The following is a 13,119-nucleotide window of genomic DNA, read 5'->3' on the forward strand; positions in this document are numbered from 1 at the left end:
ATTATTGGGCAGGCACCATCAGCTCGGGCGGCGGCGCGAGGCCGGTTTCCGTCCCGGATTCGGGAACGGAGCCGCCATAGAGCAGGCCCTCGATCAGCTTCGGCACCGTCGCCTCCGGGTCGAGGATCGGCAGCCCGTGGCTCGGCGCGATCACCTTCACGTCGAGGCGTTCCAGCAGCAGGCGCAGCCGGTCCACGTAATGGTTCATGTCGGTGAACTTGGTCCAGAACAGCGCGCGATCCGCGAAGACGGCGGAGACGTCGGGCAGGTCGAGCGAGGAGGCTTCCTCCGCGCAGAGCCCGCAATGGCCGTCCTCATGGTAGTGGCTGTAGGCGAAGCCATCGCCGGGGAAGAGAACCCGGCTGCCGCTGTCGAAGCCCCACCAGGTGGTGCGGAGGTCGCGGATCACCGGCTCCACCGCCACGAAGTCACGCCCGCCGAGGGGGATGCGATCGCCTTCCTTCATCGGCAGCAGGCGGTGTTCGTATTGCGGGAAGGCCAGGTGGTAGTCGCTGACATCGCCGCAGAGCAGCGCTTCGGGATAGCGGCTCAGCACGCGGCCGAGGCCGCCGGCATGCGGCGTTTCCTGATGCGTGACGAAGAGGTATTTCAGCGGCGCGCGCGTGCTGAGGATTTCCTGCATCTGCCGGTCGATCAGCGGGAAATCCTTGGGGTGGCCGGTTTCCACCAGCATCGACGCCTCCGTCCCGCAGATCAGGAAGGCGGCGTTGTAGGTGTGGTAGATCTTGCCCTTGGCGCGCTGTTCCAGGCAGTCGCCCAGCCAGAAGACACCCGGCGTGATCTCCCGCGGCAGCGGATTCGGTCGGTTCATGGGATCACCTGATCTCGTCGCGGTCGATGTAGCGGGATGGCGCGACGCCGCGGGCGAGCCCGGCCAGCACCTCGTCCATCATCTCGAACTGCCGTTGCACCACGTCACGCCCGCGCAGCACGCGGCCATAGCCGGGGGCGATGGTCGTGATCTCATGCCGGTCGAAGACATCGCGCAGCTTGCGGCGGAGGCTCTCCGTCTCCCCGCCCTCCAGCCACCAGTAGCGCGTGTTGAGAAGAAAACTGCGGAGGTGGTCGGGGCCGCGCAGATCCGCGGCGCGTGCCACGTTCCACGGCCCCTCGGCCTCGTCGCTCCATTCCTGGGTGAAGCTGTCGGAGGTGAAGAGCGTGCGCGTGGCGCGGTCATAGAGCCAGCGCGTGCCGATCAGGCGGATCGGCGCCTGGAAGGCATCGACCGGGCGTGCATCGCCATCACCCACCTGCAAGGTCTGCACCCGCGCGACGAGCGTGGTCTTCATGGGCCTGGCGAGGGCACCGGCCTGGTCCGACCTTCCGCCGAAATCCACCCAGAGCGCGGCGTCCGGATTGCCGGAGTAGCACTGCTCCACGTCGAAATTGTCGGCGATGACCTCGACATTGCAGACGGACATGAATTCATTGAGGCGCAGCGGATAGACCGAAAGCCGTGTATCCGGCCGCAGCACGCTGGCGAGTTGCGCGATGATGCCCTTGGCATGGGCGGTGAAGCCGGTATCCAGCATCAACGCCGCGCCCGGTTCCACCAGCAGGTAGCAATTCACGGCGGTGAAGCCGCGCGCATTGGCGGGGTAGGAACTCATCCGCCCATCCAGCGGGCAGAGGCTGCGCAGCACGAACAGCCGCCCGGGCACCAATTCCTCGACACCCGGCGCGAGTTTCTCCGCCACTTCGGTCAGCATCTGCGTTCTTCTCCCATGATGGGAAGTTGAGACGCCGCGCCTTGCGGGGGCAAACGACTTATGGTCACGTCACTTTTGAGAAAAAGTCACAGGGCCCCGGGCCATGCGCCTGCCACCGCTCAACGCCGTGCGGGTTTTCGAAGCGGCGGGCCGGCTGAACAGCTTCAGCCGGGCGGCGGCGGAACTGCACGTCACGCCCGGCGCCGTCAGCCGCCAGATCGCGAAGCTCGAAGCGTTCCTCGGCGTGGCGTTGTTCCAGCGTGGCGCGGCGGAGATGCGGCTGACGGAAGCCGGTGCGCGCTACCTGCCGGTGGTGCGGGATGCGCTGGAAAGGCTGCGGGATGGCACGCAGGCGCTGGCCAGCGGCGGGCAGGACACGCTGCATATCTGGGGATCGCGCTTCTTCATCCGGCTCTGGCTGCTGCCGCGGCTACCGGGCTTCCAGGCGCTGCATCCCGGCCTGCCCGTGCGCATCACCACCGCGCTGCCGGAGGATGAGCCGCCCGCCGACATGGATGTCGCCATCGGGCCGGATCGCCCCGCGCTGGCCGGCCTGCGGTCCCACAAGCTGCTGGATCGCGTCGTGGTGCCGGTGTGCAGCCCCGACTACCTCCGCCACGCCGCGGCCCTGCGGCAGCCTCAGGATTTGGCGCACCACGCGCTGTTGCAGACGCCGCGCGATGCCGATGACTGGCAGAGCTGGTATGCGCTGACCGGCGCGCCGCCGGTGCGCCTGCCGCGCCCCATCACCTTCACCAGCACCGATGTCGCCTACAGCGCGGCGCTGGACGGGATCGGCATCGCGCTGGGCCGGCAGGGATTCATCGAGGCCGATCTCCAGGCCGGCCGACTGGTGCAGCCCTTCACGGTGGCGCTACCCTCGCGCGGCGCCTTCCACCTGATGATCCGGGATGCGGAGCCCCTGCCCGCGCGCATCGTCGCCTTCCGAGACTGGATCCTGGCGCAACTGGACAGTCCCGCACCCAGCCGATAAAGGTCACATAACTGACCTAACGCCCGGAGGAACGCGGAATGACGCTCGAAGACCTCGACGCGCTGGATGACGCCGCCTTCCGCCTGCATGTGCGCGCCTGGGTGGAGGCGAATACGCCGGAGGATCTTCGCTTCCCGCGCCGCCGCCTGCATTGGCATGAGAACCGGCCCTGGTACCTGGCCCTGTCGAAGCAGGGCTGGCTGGCGCCGGCCTGGCCGCGCGACCATGGCGGCATGGGGCTGGGCGCGGCGCGGCAACTCATCATGATCGAGGAGTTCGAGCGCCATGGCTGCCCGCGCGTCAGCGACATGGGCGTGCTGATGCTCGGCCCACTGCTGCTGAAGCATGGAAGCGAGGACCAGAAGCGCCGCTTCCTGCCGCGCATCCTCTCGGGCGAGGACATCTGGGCGCAGGGCTATTCGGAACCCGATGCGGGATCGGATCTGGCAGCGCTGCGGCTGGAAGCGGTGGATCATGGCGACCACTGGGTGCTGAACGGGCAGAAGACCTGGATCACCTTCGCCAATGACGCCAACTGGATCTTCGTCCTCGCCCGCACCGACAAGACGGCGAAGAAGCAGGAGGGAATCAGCTTCCTCCTGATGCCGACAGCGACGCCGGGCATCACGATCCGCCCGATCCTCAACCTCGACCAGCATGACGAGTTCTGCGAGGTCTTCTTCGACAATGTCCGCGTGCCGAAGGACATGCTGGTGGGGGAGGTCAACAAGGGCTGGACCTACGCCAAGGCGCTGCTGGGGTTCGAGCGCATCGCCATCGGCAGCCCGCGCCTTTCCGCCAATGCACTGGCGGCGATGAAGCGCCTGGCCGAGAGCATGGGCCGCGCCGATGACCCCGCCTTCCTGGAGATGCATGCGCGCTTCCGCCTGGAACTCGCGGACCTCAAGGCGCTGTATGAACGCTGCGCGGCGGCGCTCAAGCGCGGCGAGACGCTGGGCGCGGAGCCTTCCATGCTGAAGCTGGTGGCGACGGAGCTGTTCCAGCGCATCACGGATGCGATGCTGGAGCTGGCGGGGGAGAATGCGGGGCTGCTGGACCCGATGCCGGGCCTCGCTCTGCATCCCGCGGGCCAGTTCCTGATCGCGCGGCCCTCCACCATCTTCGGCGGATCATCGGAGATATTGCGCAACGTGCTGGCACGGTCGCTGCTGGAGTTGCCGGCATGAGCGGCCCGCTCCCCCGCATCCGCGTCCTGGACATGACGCGCGTCTTCGCCGGGCCCTGGTGCGCGCAGATCCTCGGCGATTTCGGCGCCGATGTGGTGAAGGTGGAACAGCCAGGCACGGGCGACGATGTGCGCCGCATGGGGTTCCGCAACGCCGATGGCAGCGGGGAGACATCCTCCTTCCAGGCGATGAACCGCAACAAGCGCGCCATCGCGCTGGATATCGGCAAGCCGGAGGGCCAGGCGACCTTGCGCGCGCTGGTCGCGAAATCCGATGTGTTCATCGAGAATTTCAAGGCCGGGGGCCTCGCGAAATACGGGCTCGACTATGCCAGCCTGTCCGCGCTGAACCCGAAGCTGGTCTATTGCTCCATCACCGGCTTCGGGCAGGACGGGCCCTATGCGCCGCTGCCGGGCTACGACCCCGTCTTCCAGGCAATGAGCGGCTTGATGAGCATCACTGGCGTGCCGGATGGCCAGCCCGGCGCGGGGCCGAACCTCGTAGGGTACAGCGTTTCCGACATCAACGCCGGCTTCTACGCTACCATCGCCATCCTGGCCGCGCTGCATCACCGCGATACCGTCAGCGGCAAGGGCCAGCATATCGATTTGGCGCTGCTGGATGCGCAGATCGCGGCGCATTCCCACATCGCGATGAACCACCTGATCTCCGGCCGCATGCCGGTGCGGGCCGGCGCGGCGAGCCAGATCAACACGCCCTGGCAGGCCTTCGAGACGGCGGACCGCCCGCTGATGGTCGCGATCGGCAACGACAAGCAATTCGCGCAATTCTGCCGCGTGCTTGGCTTGCCGGACCTGCCGGCCGATGAGCGCTACGCGACGAACCGCGCCCGCATGGCGAACAAGCCGACCTTGTTGCCCGCGCTTCAGGCGGCGCTGATGGCGAAGCCGGCGCGCGACTGGATGGATGCGCTGAACGAGGTCGGCGTCGCATCCGGCCCCATCAATGATTTCGGCGCGGTGGCGGATGACCCGCAGGTGAAGCACCGCCGCATCTTCCGCGAACTGCCGGGGCAGGATGGCGATGCGCTGCCGATGATCGCCAATCCCGTGAACTTCTCCGATACCCCCCTGGATTATCGCCGCCCGCCGCCGCGCCTCGGCGAACACACGGATGAGGTACTGCGCGACTGGCTGGGAGAGGATGCATGAGCGACAGCCACGCCGAGCGGCAGGAGAGCATCCGCCTGGTGCGGGACAGCGCGGCTGCCGTGGTGCCCGGCGATTTCCGCCGCATCCGCGACCTGCGCTTCACCGAAGCGGGCTTCGATTCCGCGACCTGGGCCGAGATGGTCGCGATGGGCTGGGTTTCCCTTCGCGTGCCCGAGGATGCCGGCGGCGCGGGCCTCGGCATGGCGGAATACGTCGCGCTGGCGGAGGCGCTGGGCCGCGGCCTGGTGCCGGAACCGCTGATCCCGGGCGCCCTTTCAGCCGCGCTGCTGACCGCCGCCGGAGAGGCTCCGCCGGAAGACTACGTCGTGACGGCGTGGCAGGAAGCCCCGGACACGCTGCACGCCCCGGGATCACCGGATGCGGCGCGGCTGTTCCTGCCGCTGGCGCGTGGTGCCGCGCGCATCCTGCTGCCGGTGCGGGAGGCGTCGGGCCTGGCACTGTACGAAGTGCCGCCGCAGAAGCTGGACGTGCTGATGACGCAGGATGGCAGCCATGTCGCTACGCTGCGCCGCTCGTCAGACGGCGCACGGCGCCTGGCCGATGACGTCGCGCCCGCGATGGAGCGTGCGCTGGACGAGGCCGCGCTGGCGACCGCCGCCTACCTGCTCGGCGTCATGGAGCAGAGCTTCGCGATGACGCTCGACTACCTCCGCACGCGGAAGCAGTTCGGGAAAGCCATCGGCAGCTTCCAGGCGCTGCAGCACCGCGCGGTGGATCTGCAACTCCAGATCACGCTGACGCGGGCCAGCGTGGAGGATGCGGCCGGCGTGCTGGATTCCGATGCACCCGCGCCGCACCGCCGCGCCGCCATCAGCCGCGCCAAGGCCCGCGCGGCGGAGGCCTCGATGCTGGTCACGCGCGCCGCGGTGCAGTTGCACGGCGCCATCGGCTACACCGACGAGTACGATGTCGGCCTGTTCCTGCGGAAGGCGATGGTTCTGGCGAACTCCTTCGGCTCCGCCGCGCTGCACCGCCGGCGCTTCGTGGCGGAGATGCCGGAGGAGGATTAGCGCTCGCCCAGCTTCGTCACGCCGCATTCCTCCGCCAGCCGGTCGAGTTGCGCCATCAGCGGCGCGGGAAGCGGCACGCCTTGTGTCGCGCGTTCGCGGCGGCGGGCGGCGCGCATCTCGCCGGGCAGGCGGATGCGCTCCACGCCTGGAAGGCGGGCGGAGCCGCGCAGGTCTTCCAGGTGGCGCGTCACCTCCGCCTGGAAGGCCCTGGGGTCCAGGAAGCGGGAGACGTCGAGGGCAATCAGCACATGCCCTGTCTCCGTCACCGTGCGGTCATCGGCGTTGAAATCCACCACGTCCCTACCGAAGGCCGCGCGATTCAGCGGGCCCGCCAGCAGGCCGAGCATCAGCGCCAGCCCGCTGCCCTTGTAGCCGCCGATGGGCAGCAGGATGCCGTCCTTGCTGCGCCGCGGATCGGTCAGCGGCTCGCCCGTCTTCGCATCGACCATCCAGCCTTCCGGCATCGGCTGGCCCAGCAGCGCATGGCCCTTGACCGTGCCGTAGGAGACGACGGTGGTCGCCATGTCCAGCACCACCGGATCGGCATCGCCCATGGGGATGGCGATGGCCAGCGGGTTGGTGCCCAGCAGGCTGTCCGTGCCGCCCCAGGGCGCCATGTGGTTGGCACTCGCCACCACCGTGTAGATGCCGATCATCCCGGCCGGAAGCGGCAGGCAGGCATGGACCGCGCCGCTGCCCGCATGGTTGGAACGCCGCGCGCCGACCCAGGCGATGCCGGCTTCCTTCGCGATCTCCACGGCGGTTTCGCCGGCCTGGGACATCACGAGGTGGCCGAGGCCGTTATCGCCCTCCACCATCGCGACGGCCGGCGCCAGGCGCTTCACCGTGATGGCGGGGCGCGGGTTCGATCCGCCGGCGCGGAGGCGGCGCACATATTGCGGCAGGCGGAAGATGCCATGGCTGTCGGCGCCGGTCAGGTCGGCCTCGACCATGAGTTCGCCGGCGCGCTTTGCATGAGCGTCGGAGAAGCCTTCATGGCGGAAGACATCGGCGACGAAGCCGATCATCGTGGCGGCCTGGTACCGCGGCAGGGTGGCGGCGAGTGACTCCTCGATCGCCATCGCTCAGGCGCCCAGGCCGAAGAAGCGGCGGGCATTGCCCTCGAACAGCTTCTGCCGGATCGCCACGTCGGCGATGGCTTCCTCGATCTCCTCCACCCCGCGCGTCGTGCCCATGTCGAAGGGATAGTCGGTGCCGAAGATGATGCGGTCCGCGCCCACTTCCTCCAGCAGGAAGCGCAGCGGGCCGGGGGCGTGGGTGATGCTGTCGTAGACAAAGCGTGCCAGGCTCTCCGCCGGGTCGCCCTTCAGCCGCACATGCGGTTCCTTCCGCACCTTCCAGCCATGCCGGAAGCGCCCGGCCTGGAAGGGCGTGAAGCCGCCGGCGTGGGAGAGGCAGAAGCGGATGTTGGGATGCCGTTCGATCACGCCGCCGAAGACCAGCGACGCCGCGGCGATCGTCGTCTCCAGCGGATTGCCGATCAGATTCGTGAGGTAGTAGCTGCCCATGCGCTGTGCGGCGACGACCTTGTGCGGATGCACCAGGATGAACAGGCCGTGGCGGTCCGCGACCTCCCACACCGGATCCAGCGCGGGGTCATCCAGGTTCCGCCCCGCGATGTTGGACCCCACATGCAGCCCGCGCAGGCCATGCGCCGTGATGGCGCGGTCCAGCGTCGCCGCGGCACGCGTGGGTGACTGCATCGCGACCGTCGCCATGCCGATGAAGCGGTCTGGGTATTGGCGGACCAGCGCGCCGATCGCCTCGTTCTGAATTTCGCTGACGGTATCGGCCAGTGCGCCATCGGCCTCATAGAGGAAGGTGTGCGGGATGTTGCAGATGACATGCATGTCCACGCGCTGCGCTGCCATTTCCGCGAAGCGCCGTTCCAGGTCCCAGGCCGATCGCGGGAAGGGGTTCTGCTTGACGTCGAGGATCTCCAGCACCGCGCTGTCATCATCCACCCGCGTCAGCTTCGGCGCCAGCGAAGGCACCTCCTTCGCGATGGCGGCGATCATCGGCTCCGTCAGGATGTGGGTGTGGCTGTCGATCACGGTCATGGCGGTTCCCCCGGGGCTCGTCCCGCGCGGGCGGCCTTCCCGCCTAGTGAACGTCCGCCGGCATTTCGGTCAAGATGCGGGATTGCTTGACAGGGACGGCGCGCCGCAATCTCCTGGGCAGAAATAGGGAGGAACCGTCGATGCGCCGCTGGCTGCTGGCCGCCTTGCTTACCCTTGTCGCGCTGCCCGCGGCCGCCCAGACGGATCGCCCCATCCGGGTCATCATGCCGCTGGCCGCCGGCAGCGCGGTGGATGTGGTCGTCCGCATCGTCGCGGAGCGGATGGGAGAGACGCTGGGCCAGCGCCTGGCGATCGAGAACATGACCGGTGCCTCCGGCATGATCGGCATGCGCACCGGCGCGCGGGCGGCGCCGGATGGGCTGACGCTGCTGGCGGTGAACGACGCCGTGCTGACCATGCTGCCCAACATGAATGCGCAGGCGGGCTATGACCCGCTGCGGGATTTCGCGCCCATCGGGCAGATCGTCCGCATCCGCTGGGCGCTGGTGGCGCATCCCTCCTTCGCCGCCACCACCGTGGCGGGGCTGATGGAGGCCGCGCGCGCCAGGCCGGGGCAGATCGACTATGCCTCCGGCGGCGCGGGCAGCCCGCAGCATGTGGCGATGGAGATGTTCCTGCAGGCTGCGGGGCTGCGCATGAATCACATCAGCTATCGCGGCGCGACCCCGGCGCTGACGGCCGTGACGGCGGGCCAGGTGCCGGTCGGCTTCTTCGGCCTGCCGACGCCCAACGCCTTCGTGCGCGACGGGCAGCTGCGGCTGCTCGGCACGGCGGGGCCGGCGCGGATCGACACCTTCCCCGACGCGCCCACCATCGCGGAGACGCTGCCCGGCTTCACCTTCCACACCTGGGGCGCCTTCCTGGCACCGGCGGGCACGCCCGCGCCCGTGGTGGCGCGCATCAACACGGCACTGCGGGAGGCGGTGAACCACCCGCCCGTGCGCACCCGGCTGGAACAGCTGGGCTATGAGGTCGTCGGCAACACGCCGGATGCCTTTGCCGCGTCCCTGGCCGCGGATCATGCGACGATGGGCACGCTGATCCGCAGCGCCGGCATCACGGCGGAATGAGGGAGGGACAAGCCATGCTGACCCGAAGACACCTGCTTGGCGCCAGCGCCGCGCTCCTGGCCTCACCGGCCATCGCGCAACCCGCCTGGCCATCGCGGCCCGTGCGGATGATCGTGCCGCTGGTGCCCGGCGGCACCACGGACCTCATCGCGCGCGTCATCGCCGAACCGCTGTCCCGCGCCATCGGGCAGCCCGTCGTGGTGGAGAACCGGGCCGGCGCCAATGGCTGGATCGCGAATGACTACGTCATGCGCGAAAGGCCTGATGGCCACACGCTGATCGTCAACAACGTCTCCACCCATGGCATCAATTCCGCCATGGCGCCGGCGGACCGGCCATTGGTGCCATCCCGCGGCCTGGTCGGCATCACCAACCTGATCGAGGCACCGCAGGTCATGCTGGCGCCGGCGGATTTCCCGGCAACGACGCTCGCGGAATTCGTGGCGCGGGCGAAGGCGGCGCCGAACCCGCTGGTCTTCGCCTCCGCCGGCGTGGGGTCCTACCAGCACATCGACCTGGAAGCCTTCGCGAAGCGCGCAGGGATCACGCTGGTGCACCTGCCGTTGCGCGGCGCGGGGGAGATGGTGCCGGTGATGCTGCGGGGCGACGCGCAGATCACGGAATTCAACCTGGTCTCCGCCCTGCCCCATATCCAATCCGGGCGGCTGCGGGCGCTGGCCGTCGTCTCCCATGAAAGGCTGCCGCAACTGCCCGAGGTGCCGACGACGATCGAGGCCGGATTCCCCGACCTGGTCACGACCCTCTGGAACGGGCTCTTCGCGCCGGCGGGGACGCCGGAGCCGATCGTCACCGCACTGCACGGCCATGTCACGCGCATCCTGCGGGATCCGGACGTGGCAGCGGGGCTGCTGCGCCAGGGCGTGCGCATCACGCCAAGCGACACGCCCGCCGCCTTCGCCGATTACGTCGCGCGCGACGTGGCGCGATGGACGGCGCTGACGCGGGAATTCGGGATCAAGGTCAACTAGCTTGTGACCCCCTCACATCGGCGTTAGCGTGACGCGATGAAGGCGCCGGCCACGCAGCACGGCGCCGAGGAGGAAATGGATATGCCGAGGATCACGGTGAATGGCCGTGCGATGGAGGTCGATGCCGACCCCGCCACGCCCCTGATCTACGTCCTGCGCAACGACCTGGCGCTGAACGGGCCGAAGCTCGGCTGCGGGCGCGCGCAATGCGGCGCCTGCACGGTGCTGGTGGATGGCCATGCCGCGCGGTCCTGCCAGGTGAAGCTCGGTGACGTCGCCGGCGCGCAGCAGATCACGACGCTGGAAGGGCTCGGCACGCCGGAAGCGCCGCATGCGCTGCAGGCCGCCTTCATCGCGGAGCAGGCCGCGCAATGCGGCTACTGCACCAGCGGCATGATCATGCAGGCGGCCGCGCTGCTCGCCGAACGCCGCACCGGGCTGACGGAGGCGCAGGTGGCGGAGGCGCTGGAACACAACCTCTGCCGCTGCGGCACCCAGCCGCGCGTCGTCCGCGCGGTGATGCGCGCATCCCGCCAGCAGGGGGCCTGAGCCATGGGCATCCAGACCCCCACGCGCCGCGGCTTCGTCGCGGGCCTCGCCGCCGGCGCCGCCGGCCTCGCAATCGGATTCCGCCTGGATGCCAGCGCGCAGCAGGCGGCACCGGTCGGGCCGCCGATGCTGCGGGCGAACCCGAAGCTGGATAGCTGGGTGCGCATCACGCCGGATGGACGGATCGTGGTGCTGACGGGCCGGGTAGAGCTCGGCCAGGGCGTGCTGACCGCAATGCGGCAGATCGCGGCGGAGGAGCTGGATGTCGCGCCCGCGCGGCTCGAACTCATCTCCGGCGACACGGCCGAGACGGCGAATGAAGGCGTCACCGCCGGCAGCCAATCCATCAAGTTCGGCGGCGAGGCCCTGGCCGTCGCCTGCGCCGATGCGCGCGCGACGCTGGTGAATGTCGCGGCCGAAAGCTGGGGCGTGGAGCGCGCGGCGCTCAGCGTTTCCGATGGCGTGATCGAGGGCATCGGCGGCCGCCGCATGACCTATGCGGAAGCGGCTGCACGCGTGTCGCTGGTTCGGCCTGCCAATCCGGCGGCGCAGCGCAAGCCGCCCCATGCGGGCACGGTCATCGGCACCTCGCTCCCCCGCACCGACATCCCCGCCAAGGTCTTCGGCCAGCAGGTCTTCATCCATGATCTGCGGCCGGAGGGAATGCTGTTCGGCGCCATCGCCCGCCCGCCTTCCTACGCCGCGCGGCTCGTCGCGCTCGACATGGCCTGGGCGGAGGCGCTGCCGGGTGTCGTGAAGGTTGTTCGCGATGGCAGCTTCATCGGCGTGATCGCACGGCGGGAGGAACAGGCGAATGACGCCGCGCGGAAGATCACGGCAGCGGCGCAGTGGCGCGATGGCGATGCGCTGTTCGGGGGCAAGGGTGCCTTCGAATACCTGACGACCGAGCCTGCGCTGACCTGCACCATCCACAGCAAGGCAGCGCCCACCGCGACGCCGGCGCGGACCCATGTCGCGGAATACCGCCGCGGCTTCCAGGCCCATGCCTCCATCGGGGCTTCCTGTTCGCTGGCGAAGTTCGAGGATGGGAAGCTCACGGTCTGGTCCCACACCCAGGGGCCCTTCCCGCTGCGGGGCGATCTGGCGCGCGGGCTGCGGATGGAGCCGGATACGATCCGCGTGATCCATGCCCAGGGATCCGGCTGCTACGGGCATAATGGCGCGGATGACGTGGCGCTGGACGCCGCGCTGCTCGCCCGCGCCATGCCCGGCCGCACCATCCGCGTGCACTGGACGCATGAGGAGGAGATGGTGTGGGAGCCCTGGGGCTCCGCCATGGTGGTGAAGCTGGAAGCGGCGATGGGGGCGGATGGCAGCATCGCGTCCTGGGGCCATGATGTCTGGTCCTTCCCGCATTCGACACGGCCTGGCGACCGCGTGGGCTGCAACCTCCGTTCCGCCTGGTATCTGGAGAATCCCGTCGCGCCCTCCCCCATCGTGGATGGGGCGCTGCCGAATGGCGCATCGGCGCGCAACGCCGTGCCGATCTACGATTTCCCCGGCCAGCGCGTGACGACGCATTTCCACACGGCGATGCCGGTGCGGACCTCCGCGCTGCGCACCCTCGGCGGCTATTTCAACGCCGTGGCGGCGGAGATGTTCATCGACGAATGCGCGTCCCTCGCGGGCGTCGATCCCGTGACCTATCGCATCCGCCACCTGGCGGACCAGCGGCTGGTCGCGGTGCTGCGGAAGGCCGTGGAGATCAGTGGCTGGCAGCCGAAGCCCGTGGTCATGGGGCGCGGCAACGCCCAGGGCGCGCGGCTGGTCGGCACCGGAATCGGCATGACGAAATACAAGAACAGCGACAGCCATGTCGCCGTCATCGCCCGCGTCAGCGTCGATCCGAGCACCGGTGTGGTGAGACTCGAGAAAATGTGGGCGGCGACGGAGGCCGGGCGGGCCATCAACCCGGACGGCATCGCCAACCAGATCGAGGGCGGCATGGTGCAGGCGGCGTCCTGGACGCTGCTGGAGGAAGGGCGCTGGGATCGCGGCCGGATGGTGAGCGAGGACTATACCGCCTATCCCATCATCGATTTCGAACGCATTCCGCCGATCGAAAGCGTGCTGATCGACCGGCCGGACCTGCCATCGCTGGGTGTGGGCGAGGGCAGCCAGGGGCCGACCGGCGCCGCCATCGCCAACGCCATCCTGGATGCGACGGGGCGGCGCGTGGCGGAGATCCCCTTCACGCCGGAACGGGTGCTCGCGGCATTGAGAGCCTGACCAGCAAGCTGGCGCGGCGCTACACTGGCGCCGCGCCACCGACAG

Annotated in this window: 12 protein-coding genes; 8 read left to right on the top strand and 4 right to left on the bottom strand. The window is 69.2% G+C overall.

Translation table 11 applies throughout. The annotated features are described in order from the left end of the window. Position 1: 1 nt before the first annotated feature. Together ACTIE5_RS23545 and ACTIE5_RS23550 are read right to left on the bottom strand one after the other, a co-directional pair. Positions 2-832 (bottom strand): MBL fold metallo-hydrolase, encoded by an 831-nt coding sequence (locus tag ACTIE5_RS23545; RefSeq protein ID WP_439552164.1) that lies wholly within the window; start codon positions 830-832, stop codon positions 2-4. Positions 833-836: 4 nt separating this feature from the next. Further along, the gene (locus tag ACTIE5_RS23550; RefSeq protein ID WP_439552165.1) at positions 837-1,730 is read right to left on the bottom strand and encodes a hypothetical protein; all 894 of its coding nucleotides are present in this window, start codon (positions 1,728-1,730) and stop codon (positions 837-839) included. A 103-nt stretch (positions 1,731-1,833) separates the two neighbouring features. Between ACTIE5_RS23550 and ACTIE5_RS23555 the strand changes: the two genes are divergently transcribed. From ACTIE5_RS23555 to ACTIE5_RS23570, 4 genes are read left to right on the top strand one after another with little or no spacing between them, the layout of a single operon-like run. Then, the gene (locus ACTIE5_RS23555) at positions 1,834-2,724 is read left to right on the top strand and encodes a LysR substrate-binding domain-containing protein (RefSeq protein WP_439552166.1); all 891 of its coding nucleotides are present in this window, start codon (positions 1,834-1,836) and stop codon (positions 2,722-2,724) included. A 38-nt stretch (positions 2,725-2,762) separates the two neighbouring features. Then, positions 2,763-3,911, top strand: coding sequence for an acyl-CoA dehydrogenase family protein (locus tag ACTIE5_RS23560; protein WP_439552167.1), 1,149 nt, complete (start codon positions 2,763-2,765; stop codon positions 3,909-3,911). Further along, positions 3,908-5,083: a CaiB/BaiF CoA transferase family protein gene (locus tag ACTIE5_RS23565; RefSeq protein ID WP_439552168.1), complete on the top strand. Its 1,176-nt coding sequence runs from the start codon at positions 3,908-3,910 to the stop codon at positions 5,081-5,083. The genes ACTIE5_RS23560 and ACTIE5_RS23565 overlap by 4 nt, the downstream gene beginning before the upstream one ends. Beyond that, positions 5,080-6,114 carry an acyl-CoA dehydrogenase family protein gene (locus ACTIE5_RS23570; RefSeq protein ID WP_439552169.1) on the top strand — a complete coding sequence of 345 codons (1,035 nt, stop codon included), beginning with the start codon at positions 5,080-5,082 and terminating at the stop codon, positions 6,112-6,114. The genes ACTIE5_RS23565 and ACTIE5_RS23570 overlap by 4 nt, the downstream gene beginning before the upstream one ends. On the opposite strand, the gene ACTIE5_RS23575 is transcribed toward ACTIE5_RS23570, so the two are convergent. Together ACTIE5_RS23575 and ACTIE5_RS23580 are read right to left on the bottom strand one after the other, a co-directional pair. Continuing rightward, positions 6,111-7,196: an Ldh family oxidoreductase gene (locus tag ACTIE5_RS23575; protein WP_439552170.1), complete on the bottom strand. Its 1,086-nt coding sequence runs from the start codon at positions 7,194-7,196 to the stop codon at positions 6,111-6,113. The genes ACTIE5_RS23570 and ACTIE5_RS23575 overlap by 4 nt on opposite strands. 3 nt (positions 7,197-7,199) lie before the next feature. Then, on the bottom strand, positions 7,200-8,195 hold the full coding sequence (locus ACTIE5_RS23580; protein WP_439552171.1) for an amidohydrolase family protein: 996 nt from the start codon (positions 8,193-8,195) through the stop codon (positions 7,200-7,202). 140 nt (positions 8,196-8,335) lie between these two features. Here ACTIE5_RS23580 and ACTIE5_RS23585 point away from each other — a divergent pair, with 140 nt between their 5' ends. The 4 genes from ACTIE5_RS23585 (at position 8,336) to ACTIE5_RS23600 (ending at position 13,074) form a co-directional block, all read left to right on the top strand. Continuing rightward, the gene (locus ACTIE5_RS23585) at positions 8,336-9,286 is read left to right on the top strand and encodes a Bug family tripartite tricarboxylate transporter substrate binding protein (protein WP_439552172.1); all 951 of its coding nucleotides are present in this window, start codon (positions 8,336-8,338) and stop codon (positions 9,284-9,286) included. Positions 9,287-9,300: 14 nt separating this feature from the next. Continuing rightward, positions 9,301-10,275 carry a Bug family tripartite tricarboxylate transporter substrate binding protein gene (locus tag ACTIE5_RS23590; protein ID WP_439552173.1) on the top strand — a complete coding sequence of 325 codons (975 nt, stop codon included), beginning with the start codon at positions 9,301-9,303 and terminating at the stop codon, positions 10,273-10,275. A gap of 81 nt (positions 10,276-10,356) precedes the next feature. After that, on the top strand, positions 10,357-10,824 hold the full coding sequence (locus tag ACTIE5_RS23595) for a (2Fe-2S)-binding protein (protein WP_439552174.1): 468 nt from the start codon (positions 10,357-10,359) through the stop codon (positions 10,822-10,824). A 3-nt stretch (positions 10,825-10,827) separates the two neighbouring features. Beyond that, entirely contained in the window at positions 10,828-13,074 is a 2,247-nt protein-coding gene (locus ACTIE5_RS23600; RefSeq protein ID WP_439552175.1) for a molybdopterin cofactor-binding domain-containing protein, read from the top strand. Positions 13,075-13,119: the final 45 nt, after the last annotated feature.

Source organism: Falsiroseomonas sp. (assembly GCF_051859025.1).
In the GTDB taxonomy this organism is placed as follows: Bacteria; Pseudomonadota; Alphaproteobacteria; order Acetobacterales; family Acetobacteraceae; genus Falsiroseomonas.

What these genes read in the sequence shown, in the direction of transcription:
- ACTIE5_RS23545 (WP_439552164.1), bottom strand. Translation starts at nt 832, where the DNA reads ATGAACCGACCGAATCCGCTGCCGCGGGAGATCACGCCGGGTGTCTTC.
- ACTIE5_RS23550 (WP_439552165.1), bottom strand. Translation starts at nt 1,730, where the DNA reads ATGCTGACCGAAGTGGCGGAGAAACTCGCGCCGGGTGTCGAGGAATTG.
- ACTIE5_RS23555 (WP_439552166.1), top strand. Translation starts at nt 1,834, where the DNA reads ATGCGCCTGCCACCGCTCAACGCCGTGCGGGTTTTCGAAGCGGCGGGC.
- ACTIE5_RS23560 (WP_439552167.1), top strand. Translation starts at nt 2,763, where the DNA reads ATGACGCTCGAAGACCTCGACGCGCTGGATGACGCCGCCTTCCGCCTG.
- ACTIE5_RS23565 (WP_439552168.1), top strand. Translation starts at nt 3,908, where the DNA reads ATGAGCGGCCCGCTCCCCCGCATCCGCGTCCTGGACATGACGCGCGTC.
- ACTIE5_RS23570 (WP_439552169.1), top strand. Translation starts at nt 5,080, where the DNA reads ATGAGCGACAGCCACGCCGAGCGGCAGGAGAGCATCCGCCTGGTGCGG.
- ACTIE5_RS23575 (WP_439552170.1), bottom strand. Translation starts at nt 7,196, where the DNA reads ATGGCGATCGAGGAGTCACTCGCCGCCACCCTGCCGCGGTACCAGGCC.
- ACTIE5_RS23580 (WP_439552171.1), bottom strand. Translation starts at nt 8,195, where the DNA reads ATGACCGTGATCGACAGCCACACCCACATCCTGACGGAGCCGATGATC.
- ACTIE5_RS23585 (WP_439552172.1), top strand. Translation starts at nt 8,336, where the DNA reads ATGCGCCGCTGGCTGCTGGCCGCCTTGCTTACCCTTGTCGCGCTGCCC.
- ACTIE5_RS23590 (WP_439552173.1), top strand. Translation starts at nt 9,301, where the DNA reads ATGCTGACCCGAAGACACCTGCTTGGCGCCAGCGCCGCGCTCCTGGCC.
- ACTIE5_RS23595 (WP_439552174.1), top strand. Translation starts at nt 10,357, where the DNA reads ATGCCGAGGATCACGGTGAATGGCCGTGCGATGGAGGTCGATGCCGAC.
- ACTIE5_RS23600 (WP_439552175.1), top strand. Translation starts at nt 10,828, where the DNA reads ATGGGCATCCAGACCCCCACGCGCCGCGGCTTCGTCGCGGGCCTCGCC.